The 21,173-nt window shown below is 56.6% G+C and carries 21 protein-coding genes and 1 other RNA gene; 11 read left to right on the top strand and 11 right to left on the bottom strand.

The features are described 5' to 3' along the window. Positions 1-5: 5 nt before the first annotated feature. A complete protein-coding gene (smpB, locus tag ELE36_RS09795) occupies positions 6-485 on the top strand; it encodes an SsrA-binding protein SmpB (protein WP_129832889.1) in 480 nt (159 codons plus the stop codon). Positions 486-607: 122 nt separating this feature from the next. On the opposite strand, the gene ELE36_RS09790 is transcribed toward smpB, so the two are convergent. Then, entirely contained in the window at positions 608-1,186 is a 579-nt protein-coding gene (locus ELE36_RS09790) for a hypothetical protein (RefSeq protein ID WP_242512407.1), read from the bottom strand. A gap of 217 nt (positions 1,187-1,403) precedes the next feature. Here ELE36_RS09790 and ssrA point away from each other — a divergent pair. Then, positions 1,404-1,754, top strand: a transfer-messenger RNA (tmRNA) gene (gene ssrA, locus ELE36_RS09785). Positions 1,755-1,919: 165 nt separating this feature from the next. Continuing rightward, positions 1,920-3,137: a tyrosine-type recombinase/integrase gene (locus ELE36_RS09780; RefSeq protein ID WP_129832888.1), complete on the top strand. Its 1,218-nt coding sequence runs from the start codon at positions 1,920-1,922 to the stop codon at positions 3,135-3,137. A gap of 49 nt (positions 3,138-3,186) precedes the next feature. On the opposite strand, the gene ELE36_RS09775 is transcribed toward ELE36_RS09780, so the two are convergent. Further along, positions 3,187-4,334, bottom strand: a protein-coding gene (locus ELE36_RS09775; protein WP_165371432.1) for an IS3 family transposase whose coding sequence is annotated in 2 segments (ribosomal slippage) — positions 3,187-4,064 and positions 4,064-4,334 — 1,149 coding nt in all. Because the reading frame shifts where the segments join, the coding sequence is not laid out codon by codon here. A gap of 1,094 nt (positions 4,335-5,428) precedes the next feature. On the opposite strand from ELE36_RS09775, the gene ELE36_RS09765 reads away from it, so the two are divergent. From ELE36_RS09765 to ELE36_RS09755, 3 genes are all read left to right on the top strand, one after another. Beyond that, positions 5,429-6,601 (top strand): DNA-primase RepB domain-containing protein, encoded by a 1,173-nt coding sequence (locus tag ELE36_RS09765; protein ID WP_129832886.1) that lies wholly within the window; start codon positions 5,429-5,431, stop codon positions 6,599-6,601. A gap of 506 nt (positions 6,602-7,107) precedes the next feature. Further along, positions 7,108-7,377, top strand: a complete 270-nt coding sequence (locus ELE36_RS09760; RefSeq protein ID WP_129832885.1) for a hypothetical protein — start codon at positions 7,108-7,110, stop codon at positions 7,375-7,377. After that, positions 7,367-7,561 (top strand): hypothetical protein, encoded by a 195-nt coding sequence (locus ELE36_RS09755; RefSeq protein ID WP_129832884.1) that lies wholly within the window; start codon positions 7,367-7,369, stop codon positions 7,559-7,561. The genes ELE36_RS09760 and ELE36_RS09755 overlap by 11 nt, the downstream gene beginning before the upstream one ends. Before the next feature lie 48 nt (positions 7,562-7,609). Here the strand turns inward: ELE36_RS09755 and ELE36_RS09750 are convergent, their stop codons facing one another. Both ELE36_RS09750 and ELE36_RS09745 read right to left on the bottom strand, forming a co-directional pair. Then, a complete protein-coding gene (locus ELE36_RS09750) occupies positions 7,610-8,089 on the bottom strand; it encodes a hypothetical protein (RefSeq protein ID WP_129832883.1) in 480 nt (159 codons plus the stop codon). Positions 8,090-8,091: 2 nt separating this feature from the next. Then, positions 8,092-8,418 carry a hypothetical protein gene (locus tag ELE36_RS09745; RefSeq protein ID WP_129832882.1) on the bottom strand — a complete coding sequence of 109 codons (327 nt, stop codon included), beginning with the start codon at positions 8,416-8,418 and terminating at the stop codon, positions 8,092-8,094. A 207-nt stretch (positions 8,419-8,625) separates the two neighbouring features. Between ELE36_RS09745 and ELE36_RS09740 the strand changes: the two genes are divergently transcribed. Beyond that, entirely contained in the window at positions 8,626-8,877 is a 252-nt protein-coding gene (locus ELE36_RS09740) for a helix-turn-helix domain-containing protein (protein WP_129832881.1), read from the top strand. 279 nt (positions 8,878-9,156) lie between these two features. On the opposite strand, the gene ELE36_RS09735 is transcribed toward ELE36_RS09740, so the two are convergent. Further along, complete coding sequence (locus ELE36_RS09735) at positions 9,157-10,119, bottom strand: SOS response-associated peptidase family protein (RefSeq protein ID WP_129832880.1); 963 nt, start codon at positions 10,117-10,119, stop codon at positions 9,157-9,159. Positions 10,120-10,198: 79 nt separating this feature from the next. Here ELE36_RS09735 and ELE36_RS09730 point away from each other — a divergent pair, with 79 nt between their 5' ends. Together ELE36_RS09730 and ELE36_RS09725 are read left to right on the top strand one after the other, a co-directional pair. After that, positions 10,199-10,621, top strand: a complete 423-nt coding sequence (locus ELE36_RS09730; protein ID WP_129832879.1) for a hypothetical protein — start codon at positions 10,199-10,201, stop codon at positions 10,619-10,621. A gap of 477 nt (positions 10,622-11,098) precedes the next feature. After that, complete coding sequence (locus ELE36_RS09725) at positions 11,099-11,875, top strand: hypothetical protein (RefSeq protein WP_129832878.1); 777 nt, start codon at positions 11,099-11,101, stop codon at positions 11,873-11,875. A 210-nt stretch (positions 11,876-12,085) separates the two neighbouring features. Here the strand turns inward: ELE36_RS09725 and ELE36_RS09720 are convergent, their stop codons facing one another. Beyond that, positions 12,086-12,730, bottom strand: a complete 645-nt coding sequence (locus ELE36_RS09720) for a hypothetical protein (protein WP_129832877.1) — start codon at positions 12,728-12,730, stop codon at positions 12,086-12,088. A gap of 294 nt (positions 12,731-13,024) precedes the next feature. Between ELE36_RS09720 and ELE36_RS09715 the strand changes: the two genes are divergently transcribed. Together ELE36_RS09715 and ELE36_RS09710 are read left to right on the top strand one after the other, a co-directional pair. Continuing rightward, the gene (locus tag ELE36_RS09715) at positions 13,025-13,549 is read left to right on the top strand and encodes an ECF-type sigma factor (protein WP_129832876.1); all 525 of its coding nucleotides are present in this window, start codon (positions 13,025-13,027) and stop codon (positions 13,547-13,549) included. After that, complete coding sequence (locus ELE36_RS09710) at positions 13,546-16,347, top strand: protein kinase domain-containing protein (protein WP_129832875.1); 2,802 nt, start codon at positions 13,546-13,548, stop codon at positions 16,345-16,347. Before ELE36_RS09715 ends, ELE36_RS09710 begins: the two co-directional genes overlap by 4 nt. Before the next feature lie 27 nt (positions 16,348-16,374). On the opposite strand, the gene ku is transcribed toward ELE36_RS09710, so the two are convergent. The 5 genes from ku to ELE36_RS09685 all read right to left on the bottom strand — a co-directional run bounded on the left by ku (position 16,375) and on the right by ELE36_RS09685 (position 21,007). Then, positions 16,375-17,250, bottom strand: a complete 876-nt coding sequence (gene ku / locus ELE36_RS09705) for a non-homologous end joining protein Ku (protein WP_129832874.1) — start codon at positions 17,248-17,250, stop codon at positions 16,375-16,377. Positions 17,251-17,325: 75 nt separating this feature from the next. Then, positions 17,326-19,764 carry a DNA ligase D gene (ligD, locus tag ELE36_RS09700; protein ID WP_129832873.1) on the bottom strand — a complete coding sequence of 813 codons (2,439 nt, stop codon included), beginning with the start codon at positions 19,762-19,764 and terminating at the stop codon, positions 17,326-17,328. Positions 19,765-19,788: 24 nt separating this feature from the next. Beyond that, the gene (locus ELE36_RS09695; protein ID WP_129832872.1) at positions 19,789-20,295 is read right to left on the bottom strand and encodes a hypothetical protein; all 507 of its coding nucleotides are present in this window, start codon (positions 20,293-20,295) and stop codon (positions 19,789-19,791) included. A gap of 181 nt (positions 20,296-20,476) precedes the next feature. Then, complete coding sequence (locus ELE36_RS09690; protein WP_129832871.1) at positions 20,477-20,674, bottom strand: hypothetical protein; 198 nt, start codon at positions 20,672-20,674, stop codon at positions 20,477-20,479. 63 nt (positions 20,675-20,737) lie between these two features. After that, the gene (locus ELE36_RS09685) at positions 20,738-21,007 is read right to left on the bottom strand and encodes a DUF3606 domain-containing protein (RefSeq protein WP_165371552.1); all 270 of its coding nucleotides are present in this window, start codon (positions 21,005-21,007) and stop codon (positions 20,738-20,740) included. Between the last annotated feature and the right edge of the window lie 166 nt (positions 21,008-21,173).

Here is a 21,173-nt window from a genome sequence, read left to right as displayed (position 1 = left end):
GTCACATGGCTACCAGTAAAGAAAAATCCAAAACGGTCGACAGCACGATCGCGCTGAACAAACGCGCGCGACACGAGTATTACATCGAAGATCGCTACGAAGCCGGCGTCGCGCTACAAGGCTGGGAAGTCAAAAGTCTGCGCGAAGGCAGAATCAGTCTCGCGGAAAGTTATGCGATGCTCAAGGACGGCGAACTGTTCCTGTTCGGCGCCTCGATTCCACCACTGATATCGGCATCGACACATGTCATCGCCGACGATCGGCGCACCCGCAAATTGCTGCTGCATCGCAAGGAAATCGACGAGTTGCTCGGCGCGGTCGAACGCAAGGGCTATACGCTTATTCCCACCGCGATGTACTGGAAACACAACAAGGTCAAACTCGAAATCGGCGTCGCCCGCGGCAAGCAGGAACACGACAAGCGTTCGACCGAAAAAGAGCGCGATTGGAATCGAGAAAAACAACGCGTGATGCGCGTGCGATAATCGGGATTGCGACGGTGGCGAGAATCGAACCACCGTCGTGCATCAACCCCTACTCCGCTCGAAAAAAACAGGCCCAATTTCTCAGGCCTGCCTTTTCGATTTATCGATAAACCCGGCCAACGTCATTGATCCTGCTTCTTGTGCTCGATGCGTTTGCTCTGGTGATTTTCGCGGCTCTGAATTTTCGCCTGCTCTGCAGCCGAGACATGTCCATTCTTGCCGGAGCGCGCTTCGGCATTATCGATATGCTTCTGCCCGCGCTCGAGCGCACCCACCTGATGATTGTTCAGCTGCCCCGAGTTGATGCCGTTCTCGATGCGCTGCTGCTGATTCACGTTGCGCTGCACATCGGCCTGCATGCGTTGTGAAGATGCCGAATTCGGATTGCCGGTAATGCCATTGTGTTTATCGTTGGTTATCGCCGCACTCTCACGATTCTGCGCGTTCTGGATATGCGCCTGCTCTGTCGGCGACAGGGAACCGTTTTTCATATCTCGCGCCTCCATGTGATCGACATGCGCTTCGCCTTTTTCCAGACGTGCGGCCTCGCCTGTGCTCAGCTCGCCGGATTTCAATCCTTGCTCGATGCGCTGCTGTTGTTGTGTATCGCGTTGCACTTCGGTACCTGCCGTCTGTGCAAAAACCGGCGCGGCGAGCAGCGCGCAAAGGGCGCTGGTCATCATAGTCGTATGCAATTTCATGAGCGTCTCCTGCTTGAACGAGTTTGGGAAATTTTGAATCGCCTACGCAAGAACGCGACGACCAACGATACGTTGACGCGATGCGCAGCCATCCACATCCCATTCATTGGCGAGCAAGCATTGGATCTTTCGCACCGCCTTCGATCGAAGCAGCGCAAACCTTGAAGCAATGCAGCGCGTACCCATATATACTGTCGCGGTGAAACAATGATTCCACGGGGGCGATCGGCTTCGACGGGGGTTACGAAATCACTGGGTGCATGCCGAGGGGGTAGCTTTCCTCGTTAATCCAGCTGCAAAATTATAGTTGCCAACGACGACAACTACGCACTGGCCGCTTAAGGCCTAAGCCCTGAACCCCTTTGTCCCTGTGCTCGGGGATGTTCAGGTCATTATCACAGGATCGCCGCTGCACTCGTCTGGCGTGCAGCGTCTAAAACTACAGACTGATGTTCGGACAGCCTAGCCACTCGGACTGCCGAATGTGACATCAAATGAGCGTGCTAAGCATGTAGTACCGAGGACGTAGGACTTTCGGACGGGGGTTCAATTCCCCCCGCCTCCACCAATTAGTAGTCCAAGCAAGTCCAACGAAGGCCGGAAATTCCTTGTCGAATAAGGGTTCCGGCCTTTTTTTGTCCATTGCAGTCCGACGGCAGCTATTGCAATCCGGGGGCAACTGGGGGCAGGATTAGGGGCAACCTTCCCACCTTCCGAGTGAGTTGCCCCCAAAATGGCCCTGACAGACACTGCGATTCGCAAAGCCAAACCCGAAGCCAAAGCTCGCCGCCTATTTGATGGCGGCGGCTTGTATTTGGAAATCTCCCCGAAAGGAGGCAAGTGGTGGCGGTTGAAGTACCGCCACGCAAATAAGGAGAAGCGCCTAAGCCTTGGCACATACCCGGAAACTGGGCTCGCTGATGCACGCGAAAAGCGCGCCACGGCACGCAAGCTGCTCGCCTCTGGTGTTGACCCAAGCGAACACCGAAAGGCCGAGAAGGCGGCGGGCGTCGAACGTTCTGCAAACAGTTTTGAGGTCGTCGCACGCGAGTGGCATGTGAAGCAATCGAAAGCATGGGTAGAAGATCACGCGAGTCGAATCATGTTGCGACTGGAAAATGATGTTTTCCCGTGGATCGGCGCAAAGCCAATCGGCGAATTGAGCGCCAAGGAACTGCTAACAACTGTGAATCGCGTGGTCGCACGTGGCGCCATTGAATCCGCACACCGCGTTCTTCAGAACTGCGGGCAAGTGCTCCGATATGCGATCGCGACCGGCCGCTCCGAGCGAAACCCCGCGACGGATTTGAAGGGTGCCCTGCCCCCGGTTAACGAAACACATCGCGCGGCGATAACTGAACCCGCGAGCATTGCCCCGCTTCTCCGTGCGATAGACGGATACACAGGCGCATTCGTCACCAAGAGCGCACTTCGGCTTGCGCCGTTGTTGTTCGTCCGTCCCGGCGAATTGCGGCAAGCTGAGTGGTCCGAATTCGACCTTGACGCTGGCGATTGGAATATCCCTGCAGCGCGCATGAAGATGCGACAGCCTCACTTAGTGCCTCTGGCGCCACAAGCTATTGCCACCCTGCGGGAACTACACGCACTCACTGGGCGTGGACGCTATGTCTTTCCGGGAGCGCGCAGTCGCACACGCCCAATGAGCAACAACGCCGTTAACGCTGCCCTCCGGCGTATGGGTTTTGCAAAAGACGAAATGACTGGACACGGCTTCCGAGCGATGGCGCGCACAGTGCTGGACGAAGTTTTGCACTTCCGCCCTGATTACATCGAACACCAGTTAGCGCACGCCGTTCGCGATCCAAATGGGCGCGCTTACAACCGTACCGCGCACCTGACTGAGCGCCGGAAGATGATGTCGGCATGGGCCGACTACCTAGATAATCTCCGCACAGGTGGCAACGTCGTGCTACTGAGATCGTACGCGTGAAGTACGAGTTGTAGTGGTCAACTAATTTCGGACACCCCGCTAGGGCAGTTCAGGCTGCGGCTCGTTCGTACTCGTTGGGCGAGCGATAGCCGAGTGTGGAGTGCAGCCGAGTGGCGTTGTAGAAGTTGACGATGTAGTTGGTGATGTCGTTGATCGCTTCGGACGCGTTGGCGTAATCGCGCTGCCAGACGCGCTCCATTTTCAGGTTCAGGAAGAAGCGTTCCATGACCGCGTTATCCCAGCAGTTGCCCTTGCGACTCATGCTGCTGAGTAGTCCGTGATCGGCCAGCAACTGACGATGAAGTGCGCTGGCGTATTGGCTGCCGCGGTCGGAATGCATGATCAGGCCAGGCTTGGGTTGGCGCGCCGCGATGGCCATTTGCAGCGCCGCACACACCAGTTCGGCCGGCAGGGTCGGCGCCATGGCCCAGCCCACGATCTTGCGCGAGAACAGATCCAGCACGGCGGCCAGATAGAGCCAGCCACGGCGCGTGCGGATGTAGGTGATGTCCGCCACCCACGCGCGGTCGGTGGCGACGGGGTTGAATTGGCGCTGCAGCACATTGCCGGCGATCGGCAAGGCATGCGCGCTGTTCGTGGTGGCCACGAACTGACGTTTCCAGTGCGTGCGCAGCCCGTGACGCTTCATCAGACGGCGCACGCGATGACGCCCGAGCGTCAGGCCTTGGGTACGCAAGGCCGCACACAGTCGCCGACTACCATAGTTGCCGCCGCTGGCATGGAACGCGGACTTCAGATGCACACTGGTCGAGCAGAGGACGGGGGCCGTCTGCGCACGCTGGCGGGCGGCATAGAAGCCCGAACGGCTGACCTGGAACAAACGGCATAAGCGGGTGATGCCGGCCTCCGGTTGCCAGTGAGTGATCGTGCGGTAGATCACTTCAGTTCCCGGGCAAAGAAGGCCGACGCTTTTTTTAGCAAGTCGTTGTCCTCGCGCAATCGCCGATTCTCGATCTCCAACTGGCGAATACGTTGCTGTTCAGCCGTCAGCGGTTTGCCCAGGCCAGCACCGCCAGCCTGCTCGGCGGCGTATTGCTCCCGCCAGCGGCGCACGGCGCTGTCGACCAGGTTCATGTCGCGGCAGACCTGGGCCACGCTCAGGCCTTGGTCTCGAATCATTTGAACTACTTGCAGTTTGAAGGCTGCATCAAAGCTGCGACGGGCGGATCGGTTCATATCGTTTGTCCTCGTTGGGGGAATGATCCCCTATCGAGGTGTCCGTTAGAATTAGACCAGTACAAGTCGCCACTCTTAAAACTGCTTACTGTTACGCCTGAAGATGAGGCGCGCTGGGCTCGGGAGGACTCAGAGCGCGTCACCAAGAAAGCCGAGCTGCAGCGGCTGATCCAGACTGTGATAAAGGCATCGACCGCTGCTATCGAATCCTACGCGGATAACTCGCAGAACGACGAGAAATTTGGCAGGCTGTGTCGTGATCTTTTGCGCCATGTCGAGCCGCTGCGGCGGGACCCAACGCACAGAAATCCACGGCTCGGATTGCTAGGCGACGCGCTTGAATATGCTTGGAGCTATCAGCGTGGGCGGGGCTATCGATCGCAGGTGCCTGATTGGATGGTGTGGCAGTGGTTCGAGGAGGTACCGGGCGCCGTAGATCACCTTCGCGAAACTGGCAGGGTAAAAGGGGACGCCTCAAAAGCTGTTTCCGATCGAGCGCTAAAAGACGGCCACCCTCGCCTTAAGCCGGGAACCGTGAGAAAGCGCGTTAGACTGATAATGAACTGGCAAAGTAATACCCCTGAATAGAATCCAATTGTATACATTGTGCTTGTGTGGAGAATGCTTTCCTGACCTTACGCGGACAGGAAAACACTGCAATGCACGCACTACCAGAAACCGGCTATGTCCGATTGCAGCAAATCATCGGTAACCGAACGTCTGACCCTCCAACGCCGGGAATAATCCCGGTAAGCAAGTCAACGTGGTGGGCGGGCGTACGGAGTGGCCGCTACCCGCAGCCAACACGTGCCTTAGGTATTAGGATCACGGCTTGGCGAGTGGAGGACATACGGGCCTTAATCTCAGCGACCGCGCCGCGGCAAGCTCGGTGATGCGCCGGATTCCGCGCGACGCAAGACAGTCCAGCAGGCTGTGCTTGGCCCTAGCCGCCACGAATGCGGCACGCGATGCACTTGATCGCCTTGCACTAGCCTCCGATTGCTACACATGCCCGCCAGTGGGCGCAATTGAGGCTGCCGACGCTCTTGACCGTGCTCGCGATGCGCTTATCACGGCAATGACGAGAAACGCGCATGAGTTCCGCTGATAGGCTCAAATCAAGCCGCCTCGATGCGCAAACGTTTCTGCGCGTGTTAGGTGGCGCAATGACCTTTCAGACATTCGATGACACCCCCAGCAAGAGAGGCGCGCTTTCAAGGGTGCTCTATGGCGATCTATCAATACGCTCGGCTCAACTCGCCCAATTGAATCAAAAAGGTGCAGGAGTGTTTGTCATGGTCAACGAAGGCGACGGGAAAGGTCGCAAGTCGGAGAACGTGACGCGAGTACGGGCATGCTTTGCCGATCTTGATGGCGCTCCGCTGCAACCGGTGCTGGATTGTCGATTGCGACCGCACATCGTTATTGAGACGTCTGCGGGCAAGTATCACGCCTATTGGCTTTGCAATGACCTACCGCTAGCGGATTTCAAACCGATGCAGCACGCCATCGCACAGCGCTTTGGTGCAGACCGAAGCGTTAATGATCTTGCCCGAGTGATGCGCTTGCCCGGATTTCTCCACAACAAGCGCGAGCCGTTCCGTACTTTTATTTTTCAACAGCATGACGGCCCACGTTACTCGCATTCGGAGTTGGTCGCCGAGTTTAGAAGTTCTATGGACATCGAACCGGTACGAGTTAAGCGGCGCCCGTTATCCGAAATCATCCCCGAAGGCGAACGCAATAACACACTTTTCAGCCTTGCGCGCGGACTGGTGCAAAAAGGCTATGACGCGCAAGCCATCAATCACCGCTTGCAACAGATCAATGCCAAACGCTGCAATCCGCCGATGTGCGCATCCGAAGTAGACTCCATAACTGCCAATGCAAGCGCCTACGGATCGGACGGCTTTGCTATGTTGCCGCATGTTCTCCTGGATTCGCCGGATTGGAGGACACTTCCACCGGCAACTCAGGCCATCATCGTGTTCGCGTACCGGCGGTACAACGGAAACAACAACGGCAATATAGCTCTGACGTGGATTGACTTTGCAGGGCGAGAAGGCTTTAGCCAAAACATACGTTCTACCGACATCGCAAGCGCGCCATGCAAGCGGACATCCTTGTTGCGACGGCGTTGGGGAGCAACACGCAAACCGGCCGAAAACCTGACTTGTTCGCCATCGCACCAAAATGGCTTCCGAAGGCTTCGCCAGTGTCAAGAAATGCACCCGGCCCCAGTGTCGAAAACCATGACTCCTATATAGATAAACAATCTTATGGCAATTGCTCGAATCACACCCCCAACAGCTCGAACAGTCGCGTGAGGTTCCCATGAAACACACGAAACTTTCCGATGATGTGCTGCGCGCGCTAGCCGACGCTGACCGGGCACCGGGCTGGAACAATCGCAGCCGCGACGTACGCCCATTCGAGCTTGGCGCATGCACTCTATACGTCGTCCCTTTCCGTCGGTGGGCATATCGCCGGATGGAACAACAAGCCGACGCGTGGCGAGCCGAGCATGGACGGGCGCAAGCGTGAAAGCGCACAGATTAAGTTATCGACTCCGCCCCTACATAGTTGCTCCGTGCAACTTGCGAATCGGCAATGCGATCCCCACGGGTATCATCGGCAGGACTTGCACGACACGTATTTGCCCGCGCCCCCGAAGGAAGCGCCACATGCGCCACAGACACGACCGATTGTCACGATGCGGCAGATGTAGCGGTAATCGCGGACAAGCGGCGACACGATCGCGAACTAGGCAAAAATGACTGAGTATTGCGAACCCAAAGTGCCCACAACGATTGCCACGACTGGTGGCGGGCTTGCGCCTACCCCCTCGCGCCGAATCAATCTCAAGACGCTCGCGCAGGTTCGTCGTGAAATGTCGCATGTCTATCGCGAGATGCGCGCAGGCGCGCTCGAATCGCACCACGGGACGCGATTTGTGTATGTTCTCGCGCAGGTGGGCAAGATGATCGAGCAGTCTGAATTGGAGAAACGAATCACACAACTGGAGGCCAGACATGGCAAATGACATCGAACGTCGAATTGAAAAGCTAGAAGGCGTGCTAATCACTCGCGAACGAGTCGTCGTGTTCGACTACATCGAGGGAAACATTGAAGCGCAGCGAGAAGCGTATATGGCGGCTACGCCCGAAAACGAGCAGGCTGAGCTATTTATTTCGCTTATCGATCCAACGCAGCGGCAAGATTGCTAAATTTTGCTGAGCCTTTCGTCGAGGCCCACATAATGTGGCAACCTGAGATTACGGCTCGCGGTGTTCAATGACTAGGTCAGGGTGATCCGGCCAGTCTTGTGGTCGTCCCCATTTCACAAGCTGATCCTTGTAGAAGTAAAACCATAACACTTGCTTTGTCGTGCGCGCGCCGGGACTACCAACTCCGACCCAAAAGTTTTGGCGATCCATGTCCTGCTTGGTGACGTACTTTTGAATTTGTGCGAGTTCGTACGCTGTCGTGTCTTTACTCTGTCCGCCCACGTATGCCTCTGGTACGAGTGCCCGAAACTCCGCGAGACCCATACCGATCTTTACGTGTTCCAACAAACTTGCGCGTTCTTGTTGAATAGAAGCAAGCTGATCGGGGCTATCAACCAATTTTGCGCCTTGAGGAATCGTCGCGCAGCTACATAAAGCGATCAACACGACCCCAATTGGCGCGCATCGTTGCGCAACGATTGCTGCCGGACCCAAACGAATGTGCACTTCGCACGATTTAGGGAACATGGCTAGTCTCCGAATCCACTCGAAAAGATCGTGTCAATGCGGCCACATAAATACCCGTCGCACCAAGAAAATACGACAGTTTTTGCAGTAGATGGAACGATTGCTGTTACGAAGAACTGAGAATAAAAGCCGCTCGGTAAAAACGGTGGAGCGTCTGGGGTATATGTGACAATCGGATTATCCTGACAGGTGATAATTGTATTTCCACCCGTTCCAACTGGTGAAGATATAACGGTGCAATCGCCGAAGTCGTAGTGAATCTGCGAGGTGCCAATCTCAAGCGGATTGGCGGCCATTGCGGCAGCGAAGAGAAGATTTGCGACGATCATGGTGCTACTCCCAAGCGCATAATCTTGATTCTCAGATGCAGCGGATAGCGTTGGCGGCGACACTTTGCATTTCCCGCAAGCAAATTTCGCCGAGTCCAAACCATTCGATGCGTTGGTTTGCAGTCAAAGCCCATTTTGACCAGTATATTGTGAAGACTCACTAGTTGCTATGGCCCTACCGTCCCCTAGTTTTTAAGGGAGCACGGATTGGAGCCAGAAGTCGCGTTCGGTATCGTCTTGCGAAGGCTGCGCTTGGAGCGTGGGCTGTCGCAAGAAAAGCTTGCGCTAGATGCCGATCTGCAGCGGAATTACATTTCTCTTTTGGAGCGTGGCCTTAACTCTGCGACCATTCGCACGATATTCAAGCTCTCAGCTGTACTGGAAGTGTCAGTTGCGGACTTGCTGGCTCAAGTCGAGGGCTGGGTGCAATCCAATGGCGGAAAGGGCGAACGTCGATAAATCAGCATTTACCTCCAATGATAGCGTTCGCACCTGTAACAACAAGACCACGATTGCAATAGCTCGTCAAGAATTCAACAGTCGTCGGAAGCCGCCGCTGTTTGGGGGCGACTGAGGGGGCAACTAAAAATTCAAACCACCATAGACCTAGTTGCAAATTCGTCTCTGTCGACTGATTTTATTCCCCCGCTCCGTTGATTGGCTTAGAGGGTTTTTTATTGACGTGGTGTGGAATGGGCTGGTTTTGTGGGGCATTCGATTGACCATTTATTGCTGAGTCTATGCAGCCTTCCGATGCTCATAAAACGGCCGCTGCCGATCATCAAGAATCGCCTGCGATCGCGCCACGTCACCGCTAGCATTGAGCCATGCATCGATGTTCTCGGCCTTGATGGGAATGATGCACCGATCATGACCCGCCGCTGCCACTTCGGCCGGTGGCTCGTCGGTAATGGCAGCGAACGATAGTAGCGGGCCGCCCTCGCCTTCCCATCGCGACCACAAGCACGCCACCAGCATGGTCTGCGCAGGCTGCGGGCGGAATTCCAGAATCACGTTCTCCTCGCGCTCGCCGGGCGAAAGCTCGCGATTTTCCATCGTGTGCCGGCTCACGTTTTCAAAGAAAGCGCTGACCAACGCAATGCCGTGCGAGTAGCCGAACATGTCTTTCCAAAATCCCTGCAGATTGTCGCGCCGCGCGTTATATGTGCCGGGGTACTTAGTGTCGTAGAACGCAGGCTTGCCCGCGGGGCGGCACTGGTAGCGCATGGGCTTAACCACTCGCATGCCATCTTCCCAGATCATCACCGGCGCATACCAAGCCGGAAAGATACGATCATCGCGCGGCTTGGGTTGATCGCGGCGCAGATCGGCCAGCCGGCCCATTGCGCGCTCGATCTTGTCGGCGGCGATGCGCTTACTCTCCGTCGCAGCCTTGGTAATTTTGGTCTGCAGGGTGCGCTCGGCGTCGGCCAGTCGCTTGCGCTGGGCGAACACTTCCTGCTGCAGCTTGGTCGCCTGCGCCTCGTCGAACGTGCGGATCATCGACTGGATTTCCGTCACCTGCGGATTGCCCGAAGTATCCCGCAGAAACGCCATGTCCATGCCGCGCGGTAGCTTTATCTTCGGGTCAATCTCTTGCCGCACCCAGTAGATTTGCATGTACTCGGAAAGGCTGATGTCGGCGCCATACACGCGCGTGTAGGATAGATATTCCTGCTCGATCTGGGCTGAATAGCACATGGCGCAATCGTAGTGGATTCGTCGTGTCATGGCCACTCACACACTGGCCCGTGCTCAAGCGCGGCGGTAAGCTGGCGTCATGAAAAAAGACGAGTTCCCAATGCTCTCCATGTCGTTCGGCGTGCCGTCCGACCCTGCTGATATCTACTGCGAAGACTGGGATCGCACGCCAAGCTGGCATTGGAGCTTTTGGCCACGCTGGTGGGATGGGCTCACTTACCACATGATGTACCGCGTGCCATCCACCACAAAGGGTGAAGGCGAAGTCGATATCATCTTCGTGAATTTTACCGACGATGATTTAGTCATTCAGCGCCGCGTGGCGACTCCGGGGCAAGATGCAGCCGACATTGCGAAAACCATCGCCGACAAGTGGGCGGCACTGGCGAATGGAGCGATGCCAGCGCACGTTGCCAGAATAGCCGTTGAGCGGTTAACGGATTGGATCACCGAGTGGCGCGAGCGCAATTTTTCTTACTATATGGCCGGGCTGGGTGGCTAGTCCTGCGTTGTCGGCCCGATCTTGGCCGCGTAGATCGCGATGCGGTCCGCGTCGATCATGTCTAGTCGCTTCGTCAGCACAAGTAGTGACGATCAAAGGGGGCAACTTTGGGGGCATCTAGAAAATTCTGTTTGCGCAAAATGTCTTCATATCTACGCTTTATGCACTATATTTGATTCCCCCCGCCCCACCATTTACTAGTCCAAGCAAGTCCAACGAAGGCCGGAAATCCCTTGTCGAATAAGGGTTCCGGCTTTTTTTGTGTTGATTGCTGTACCACCGCATATATTGCGTTGTAGCTTCGAGTTTCGCATTGCAGCATATTTCGCCACACTGCTAGACTTCAATGCAGTGGATGAAATACCGTTAACCAGCCGACTTTTCATGCGTGCTGATTGTCGCGTTCGATATACCACTGCTGCGCTGTAGCATCGGTGGCTTGCGCTTTTTCTCTATCCATAATTCGGGGGATCAATTATGAAATCTATTTTCTTTCTCGGCGCCTTGACGCTGGGCGTCGTCGGCATGGCTAATGCGCAAGTTCAAGTCGAACCTAGTACTAGCGGATTGCACCCCGGCGGTCAACTTCAGGCACGTTCGATCAACGGCAAGGCCGTGCCGAACAAGGTTACAGGCACTACTTTGCTATTTGACTCCTTTACGGGCGCCACAACCCTCACATCTACGACTACCACGCCGCACACTTACATGGGCGTGCCGTTGGACTTGGCCAACGCCAGTGGTACCGTGCAGATCAATCAAATCGTGGTCTATATGGTATCCACCGCTGCCGTCAACTACACCGACGTTACCGTCAATCTCGCGCTGTGGGATGTCTGGTCCGGCGCAGCGAATCCGGTGTTTTCGTCACCATCGGGCGGAGTTGTAATTGCAGATTTCGGTGCGCTTTCAGCGGCCGCATCGAATTTTTATACGCTCACAATTCCGTTGGCCACACCAATCACCTTGAATGGCTTGACCAATCATGGAATTGCGGTCAACTACAAGGGCGATACCGGCACTGGATTGGCCGACACCAACAGCCTGACCAGCTTGTTGCGCTACGGTAATGCTTTCGCGGTTGGCGATAATCCGCTCACCGGCTACGGTTATCGCAACGCCAGTGGCCATACCGATCTGAATTTTGCCAACACTGATTCGCGCAGCTTCGGCCAGACCCTCGAAGGCATGGCCTTGCAGCTGACGGGTTCAAGCTCGACGCCAGTTAGCCTGCAAAGCTTTTCCGTGGACTAAGTCATAGTTGCTGTCTGTTTCGCGAGGTGAACCCACTTGAAAAAACCGCGCGGCACTGCGCGGTTTTTTTATTGCGCCGATTGATCATTTGACCATTGATCCAAAATCACCTGGCATCGAGTTAAAACTTCGGGCCAGCAGCGGTGGATTTTGGGCGCAATCTGTTTCGATGTGTACCCGGATCAACTACCCACGGGAAAACCCGTAACTCTACTGCAGCGGGCACACCGATTCGGACACCGTCGCCGCAGTCAGCAGCGGCTTGATCGCATTGGCTACTGCGTTCTGTGCCGCCACCGCGGCAGTTGCGCCAAACAGGCTGTTGACGCTGCCTTGGCAATTGCCGCCGATGGTGTAGTTATTGAAGGTCGCACTGGCGCCCGGTAAATCGCCAGCATATTGACCGTTGTTGCCATCGGGCTGCAGCGTGTTGTTCCAACCATAGCCCAGGGTGATGCCGGTGATCGTCAGGGTGCAAGGAACTTGAAACACGGCGAGAGGGATTGAAATGTCGTTCAACGACCCCGCGCCACTGAAACTGCCAGCGCCAAAATCCCCGGCGGGTGTTGTGCTGGCATGCAAGGTCACCGGACAGCCCTGCTGCCCGCCCGCGCAGGCATTCGTATCGCAAAACGAAAACGGCGCCGGTGAATTGCCACTTTGCGCCGCCACGCAGGCGGTGGTGCCGTCGATGCTGCTGCGCGCGGCTTCGAGGAATTGATCCTTGGTAATGGACTGATCCCAGCACGCGGAAAAGCCATTGTGGCTAATCAGATCGATCGCACCGGCGCTCGATGCAAGCGTGGCGGCAGACGCGGCCAGGAGGCACGAAAATAAGCGTGGTAACTGAGACATGGCTCGATTCTTCCTGCGGTTGTTGTTGAGACAAAGTTGCGGCGTTAGCGACGTGGTGACGAGCAGATCGACTGGCGTGGTGTGCTTTTTATGCACGCTCGACACTCACCGACCGTGACCGGTTTCTGCTTGTGAGCAGTGTCATGACCTATCTGCTTGAACGACGAAACGCAGAAAAATCTGCCATCGAATTTCCTGTTTGCCGGCCACAGCAATCGATGCGAGACATAAGTGCTGTGGCAAAACGCCAACCTTGTCTGTAACGTGCAGTTTTTCATCGTTCGGGTCCGCGCCATGCAGCAAGTCGTCGATGCCAGCGGTGTGGATGAACTGGTCGATCAGTTGTATCTGCAATTGCGGACTCTGGCGCGCAGTGAGCGCCGTCGTGGTGGTGCGCCCGATACCTTGCATACCACCGCGCTGGTCAGCGAGCTGTACCTGAAACTGGCGGATACCGAACGCCTGCGCTTTGGCGAGGCCAAGCAGTTTTTTTCCTACGCGGCGCAAGCGATGCGCCATATCCTGCTTGATCGCGCCAAGCTGCAAATGCGTTTGAAACGCGAGGACCAACGCCTGCGTGTGGCAATGACCGATCCGGCGGTCGAGGCAATCACGATCGATCCGGCGCAGGCACTCGAACTGGATGCCGCGCTGAATCAATTGTTGTTGCAAGACCAGCGCGCCGCAGAAGTTGTCGACCTGCATTTTTTCGCCGGGCTCGGGCTGGATCAAGTGGCCGCGCTGCTCGGTGTGGCGCCGCGTACCGTGGCGCGTGACTGGCGTTTCGCCTCGGCGTTTCTGCAGGCACGGTTGTCTTGAGCGCTGCGCCACCGAGTTTGCGCGAGTGTTTCGAGCAACTCGTGGAGCTGGCGCCGCCGCAACGCGACGTGTGGCTCGCAACGCATGCGCTTGATCCGGCACTGCGGCGAGAATTGCTGGCCATGCTTGCGGTCGATCTCAACGAGGCGCCGCTGCTGGCCACCTCGGCTGCCGCGCTGGTGCAACAGTACACACCACAGCACGAGGACGGCTCGGGCTTGATCGGCCGCAGTATTGGTCCGTATCAGCTGATCGAAGTACGCGGTCAAGGCGGTACGTCCGTGGTGTTTCGCGCGCAACGTGCGAGTGGTGCGGGCACTCAGACGGTGGCGTTGAAATTGTTGCGCACCGGCTTGTTTTCGGTCGACGGCCAGCGTCGCTTTCGCCGCGAACAAGGCGTGCTGACGCAGCTGTCGCACCCGCATATCGCTGGCCTTATTGAAGGCGGTATCAGCGAGGCAGGCATTCCCTACATCGCGATGGAATTCGTCGATGGCCTGCCGATTACTGATTATGCCAATGCCAATGCTCTGGGTCTGCGCGCGCGCCTGACGTTGCTGGTCACGGTATGCCGCGCGATCGACAGCGCGCATCATGCGCTCGTAGTGCATCGCGATCTGAAACCATCCAACGTGTTGGTCAATCGCGACGGCGAGATCAAGGTGCTGGATTTCGGCATCGCGCGCCTGCTCGACGATGACGACAATCAGGCCACGCAAACCAGCGCGATTGCGCTGACGCCGGGTTACGCGGCCCCGGAACAATACCTGCCCGGCCCGGTAACCACGGCCACTGATATCTACGCGCTCGGCATCCTGTTGGGCGAGTTGCTGACCGGGCAATTGCTGCCGCACGGGCACACTCGTTTCGATCTCTCACGAGCCTATGCCGATGCCACCACCACGGTGCCAGCCGGATTGCCGCCGGCTGCCGCACTGACGCGCCTCATGCGTGGTGATCTGGATGCGATCTACAACACCGCGCACGCCAATGATCCGGCACGGCGTTATCTTTCTGCAGCGCTACTGGCCGACGATCTCGAACGTTATCTGCGTAACGAACCAGTGACGGCGCGCACGCCCTCGGCCTGGTATCGACTGCGCAAAAGCATGCAGCGCAATCGCGCCGTCGCAACCGCCGCGATGCTTGCACTGCTGGCGATCGCCATCGGTGTCTCGCTGGCGCTGTGGCAGGCGCATGCCGCGCACGAACAGGCGCAGCGTGCCACCGCCGTGCGCGATTTTCTGGTCGAACTTTTCGATGCCGCGAAGGCCGGGCAATTGCCAGATCGGCGATTGACGCTGGAGCAGCTCGTGCATCGTGCCAGCGAACGACTGCAGACCCAAACCGATCTTTCTGTTGCCACGCGAGTCGAACTGTTGCGCACGCTGGGCGAAGTCAGTACGGCCGGCAGCGATTACACCGAAGCAGAGCTGTTGTACAACCAGGCGCTGGAATCGGCGCGCACGTTTTACGCGCCGACCGACAAGGTGCTCACACACATTCAACTGCTGCAGGCGAGCTTGCTGATCCATCAATCGCGCTACGCCGACGCGAGTATTGCCTACGAGAAAATATTGCCACAGATGCGCAAAAACAGGGACGCCGACAGCGTCGAGGGATTGCAGAATTATTCAAGCGCGCTGATGTATTCGGCGCGCACCGAAAAGGCACTTGGCATTGCCAGCGAAGCGGCACAGTACGCCGCAGCAATTTATGGCGTCGGCTCAAAAGGTGCGATACAAGCAGACCTCGTGCACGGCAACTTGTTGGTGGCGTCGGGACATTACGCCGAGGCGGCACCGCTGCTTGAATCTGCACTGCAAAGCTGGCGTGACAGTACGCGCGCGCCAACCCTGGATTTTCTGCAGGGCCTGACCGATTTGTCACGCGTGCACCAGGCATTGGGCCAGAGCGCGACCGCCGAAGCGTTGCTGCGCGAAACACTTGCTACCGCGGAACGGCTCTACGATGCGCCGCATGATCGCATCGCACTGGCCTTGCTCAACCTCGGCGACGTACTGCGCGCGCAGGAGCGACTGGACGAAGCCGAATCCGTGCTGACGCGCGCGCTGGCAATGATGCAGACGATCTACGGCACAGGCCATCTGCGTGTCGCCAATGCATTGGGTAGCGTGGGTAAACTTGAGCTGCGTCGACGCGATCTAGCTGCCGCCGCGCAGCACATTCATACCGCAATGGAATGGTGCGAGCGCCCCGGTCTGCACGCCACGCGGTCGTGCATCGAGCTGTATGCCGATCAGACCGAACTCGGACTCGCCAGCGGCGATCTCGACGAGGCCGATGTCAGCAGCACACGCGCGTTGGCGATGGCACAGGAGATATTCCGCGACGGTCATCACTGGACTGCACAGCTATGGCAGTTACGAGCGGAATTGAGTCTGCGTCGGAATGATGCGCCCGCGGCGCTGTTTTTCTGCGATCAGGCGCGTGACCTGCTGGCGCGTCTCGGCGAGCAGCAAGGAGTCGTTGCCGAGGCGGTATCAGCGCGGCGCGCAAGCGCACTGAATGCGCTGGGCCGATCTGCCGAGGCGCTTGTCGATATCAACCAGGCGCTGGCGCTGTGGCAACAACTCACGCCTGCCGCGCATTTGCGCCAGATCGAACTGCTTGATGTGCTGGCGTCGATACAGGCGCGCCTCGGTGATGTGCATTCAGCGCGAGATACTGCGCGCCGTGCGATTGGTCTGGTCGGCAATCGTAGTCAGATTGAGCCCGTGCAACTGGCGCGGATCGAAGCCCTCGCCGCTATGCCGCACTCGGTACAAGCACGCTGAGTTTCAAGCCAACTGCCATCGCTCGGACTATTTTTGACGAGCTTTTTTCTTTGCCAATGATGCCGTTTTTCCGGCCGCAGGCTTGGCATGTTTCGCGGCTGGCGAACGCTGATTGCTGGCGATGCTTTTTTTCAGCAGCGACATGAAGTCCACAACGTTGGTGCTTTCTTCAGGGGCGCCCGCATCACTGTGGGCAACCACGGTTTTGCCTTTGCTCTTCAGCCGCTTGTTGATGACCGCATGCATGCGTTTGGCAAACTGGTCTTTGTAGTCTGCCGCATCCCACGGCGTCGACATCGAATCGATCAGCGCTTTTGCCATGCTGATTTCACGCGGCTGAATTCGAAATTTCTCTGGCTTGCCTTGTGGAAATTTGTAGTCCGCATATGGCACCAGCTCTTCGGCAAAACGCATCAACACCAGAATCAGCGCGCTGTCACGCGGCAGCACCGCGCACAAATATTCACGCGTGCGAATGACCACTCGTGCAATCCCGACCTTGCCGGTCTGGATCAAGGTGTCGCGCAGCAAGACGTAACCTTTGTCGGCTTTTTTCCCTGGCAGCAGGATGTAGGGCTTTTCGAAATGGCGCGGATCGATCGCGTCAAGTTCCACAAAAGCCTCGATCTCGATCGCTTCGCGTCCTGCGGATGCCGCCTCGGCGATATCGTCCTTTTTCAGCACGACGAAATTGCCTTTCTCGTATTCGTAAGCCTTGCAGATATTGCTCCACGGCACTTCCTTGCCAGTCTTGCTGTTGAGGCGTTCGAACCGCACCGGCGCATTGTTGCGACAATCGAGCATGCGGAAATGGATGTCAGTGCGACGTTCCGCCGTCATCAACTGCACCGGTACGTTGAGCAAACCAAAACTCAAAACGCCTGACCAGATCGGACGTGCCATCATGCAGCTCCTGAAATGAAATGTTTCGTTGCTCAAATTCAAACGAGCGGTTCAATCAAGTTCCCAACCACTGATTCAATCGATCTTTGGCAGGCCTTGTTCGATGCGCTCGAACTCCGCCCACGGGTCGCCCCGGCGACGTTGCAATCGCGCCGGTACATTTCTGATGGTGAAGGCATCGCCACTTTTCACCTTGCCGAGCTCGTCCCACGTCAACGGCATCGCGACACCGCCTGCGTCGCGCGCGCGCAGAGAATACGACGCCACGCTAGTCGCGCCCGCGGTGTTGCGTAGCCAGTCGATAAATATTTTCCCTTGACGATTCTTGTCTCCGGCAACCGCGACGAATTCATCGGGCTGCAGCGTCGACATCGCCACGGCAATTGCTTGCGCAAAGGCTTTCACCTTCGCCCATGCCACGGTCGGTCGCAATGGCACAACCACATGCAAACCCTTGCCGCCGCTGGTGCGCACGAACGATTCCAAACCGATCGATGCAAGGTGTTTGCGTAATATGCGTGCCGCCGCCACCATGCGTTTCCAAGTCACCGACGCATGCGGATCGAGATCAAACACCAGGCGATCCGCGCGCTTCAAATCCCTGGCGTGCGTGTTCCAGGGATGCAGTTCGAGCACATTCATTTGCACCAGTTCGAGCAAACCCAATACATCGTCGATGCATAGATATTCGGCGCTGCCGTTCTTTTCCTTGATCGTGATCGACTTGATATGCTCGCCCCATCCCTTGCCCGCATGCTTCTGGAAAAAACATGCGGAGTGGATACCGTCGGGACAGCGCAATACCGACAGTGGACGATTGGCGATCTCCGGTAACAACCACGCCGAGACTAGCGAATAATAATCCGCCACATCCTGCTTGGTCACATTCAGCGCCGGGATTGCCTTGCGTTCCGGGTGAGTGATTTCAATTTCACCCGTCGATGGGGTGGCGCGCTTCGGTTCTGCTTTTTGCGCTTTATCCGGCTGCGCCTTCGCCGATGTTTTTTTAGACGAAGTCTTCTCGCTCAAATCATGCACAGTCTTGTCCTCGCGCAAAGTCTTGAACGCAGGCTGGCGCAACAGCCCGTTGCCTCCCCTGCCCTGAAAATAAACTTCCACGACCAGTTTCGGCGACACCCATACCGCATTGTTGCGGTATTTTCTCTCGAGCAAGGATGTATCTGATGGAGCTTTATCGACAATATTCTTGTCGAGCATCGTGCGTAATTCTCGCAACTTTTCGGCGGAGAATCCGGTGCCGACACGACCGACATAACGAAAGCCGTCTTCAGCAGGTTTCCCCAACAACAGCGCGCCGATACCCGAACGAATACCTTGCGGCTGGCTGAAACCGATAACCGCGAATTCGTCACTCATGCGCGCTTTGATCTTTATCCAGTCACCATTACGCCCGCCACGATAGGGACTGTCTAAACGCTTGCTGACGATACCTTCAATTCCCGCCGCCACGGCCTGCTGCATGACGGTTTCGCCCGCCCCGACATGATGCTCACTGAATCGCAAGACCTGCTGCTTTGACTTGCGCAGCAATTTCGACAAACGTTGCTTGCGCTCGATCAACGGAACGTCGCGTAGCGATTCGCCATCAAGATACGGCGCATCGAAAAGCATGTAGATCAACGTGGCATCGTTCTCTCCGGCCAGTCGCGCTTGCAACTTGTTGAAGTCGGCTCGATTTCCATCCAGCACGACCAATTCACCGTCGAGCTTCGCGTTGTCCAGTTTAAGTTTGCGAATTGCCGCGACGATTTCCGGCAGGCGTACGGTCCATTCGATCGCATTGCGCGACCATAGTCTGACCACGCCTGCCACGACCGTCGTCAACAGGCGATAGCCGTCCCATTTTGCTTCGTGCAGCCACGCGTCGCCAGCAGGCGGGGCTGTCGTGGTGCGACATAATTCCGGTGCAAAGGCGCCATTTTTCAATGAGGCGGATTTTTTTCGACGCGAAGTTTTGCCAATTTCCGCAACAGGTTTTTTCGGCTCATCCGCTACAAAATCATCCGCCTCGCTTTTGCTCGAAAATTCGTCGTGATGTTTGATCAACAGCCATTGCGGTTTGGCGGCTTCGCGTTTCGTCCGCACCAGCACCCATGATCCACGCAGAATCTTGCCGTGTAGCACGAACTTCAATTCGCCGCGTTTCAAGTCGGCGCGTGCGCTGCCTTCTGCTTGCCAGGTTCCGTAGTCGAAAATATCGACGTGTCCGGCGCCGTAGTTGCCTTTGGGAATATCGCCGGAAAATTTCGCATAAGACAACGGATGATCTTCGACTTCCACCGCCAACCTTTTCACCGAAGGATCAAGGCTGGGCCCTTTCGGCACCGCCCAACTTTTCAGCGCGCCATCCACTTCCAGGCGGAAATCGTAATGCCGATGCGAAGCGTGGTGCAACTGCACGACGAAAATCGGCGCCTTGCCACGTTTACCGCCTGCTGCCGGTTCGGGCGTATCGGCAAATCGGCGTTTGCGTCGATAAGTTTGCAGCGGCATGCTCGCTACTCGATCCGTCGCGGGTCAAAAATGACTGCTTGCGGATGTCGATGGCAAACGCGCATGCCATTCGAGTATTGTCGTCGGGACATATCTTTCCGGCGGGAGCTTGAATGCCACCAGCGCATCTACCGCATCGCTCAAGGTACGTCGCAACGCTGCGGAATCCAGACCGCCGATGCTCGTGTCGAGCGCGATCTCATCGAGCATGCGTTGCGACCAGTCGAATAGCAACTCGCTGCGAATTTCGAGCTGATCGCGTACCCAGCGCTTGAATGGCATATGGAGAATATGGCCTTCATGCTGTGCACGTCGCCCTTGTTGTTCGAGTAGCCCATAAGCGCCTCGGTACCATTCGGTATAACCCGCCGCAGCATCACGCACGAGCAATGGTGCGGGCGCGCGGTGTTCATGCAGCGATGCCGCGAGAAATCGTTCCATACGGCGCGCCTCACTGACATTGTCCAGTTCGATCGCAAATGCGCGATTGAGATCGAAAAATTCGAAATAGCGCGGATGGAACGCAGCCATTCGTTCCAGCGGATCGCGAGAAAAACCCAACTTCAAAATGTTGTCGTAGCGACAAGGCAAAACGTAGACGTAAGCACGTCCTATGTTGGGAGAATGCCCGAGCCGATCCGGATTAAAACTCCTGACGGTCATATCCTGATTGGCGGCCGATGCAGAAAATAGAGGTGAAATTGCGCGCACGTCAATCTTGGGCGCATCCAGGATGGCCACAACCACAGCCGTCGCCTGCCTGATGTTGATCTTTCGCCGTCTCACAGTATGAGCCGCAGTAGTCTTTATCTGTGGCAGCCAGGCATGTGCACGCTTCATGTGCGCAAGTTTTTCGCTCAAGTGAAACGGCGGGCAATATTTCATCAACCATGACTTCGACAGTACTCATGAGTCCTCTTCCTGTTGGGCGTTCGATCAGCAATTTCTGCGTAGATACCAGAGCGCGAGTGCGCTATCGGCGCGAAAGCTCACGCCTGACGATCGAGATATCGTTGCCTACTTTTTCCATGATTCGACACAACTCGAAACGGGTTGCACCAAACGTGCGGCATAAATGTGAGATCTGATCTGCATCATGGATATCCACGAGCTGTGAACGAGGAATGCGTGTGTCGGAAAATCGCTCAGCAGTGATCACAGAGGTTTCTTCTTTTTCGCGGATAGTTTGGGCCATTTCCATAATCGTCGACATTTGTTGCTCCGGTTGAATGCGGATTGCCACGCAACGACCGTGCCATGACTCCAGACAAGCTGCAGCGCCGCGCTAGCTCGTTGCTGAGACGAAATTTTCGTGCAGGAACGTATGCGCGACGAGGTTCAAAATTGCAAAATGCAAGATTTGAAAATTTTGAGCGTCGTACCTTTCGCCAAATGCTTCGACTTTAAGA

Origin of the sequence: Pseudolysobacter antarcticus (genome assembly GCF_004168365.1) — a bacterium.
Lineage (GTDB): Bacteria > Pseudomonadota > Gammaproteobacteria > Xanthomonadales > Rhodanobacteraceae > Pseudolysobacter > Pseudolysobacter antarcticus.
This window is presented reverse-complemented; position numbering and strand designations above follow the sequence as displayed.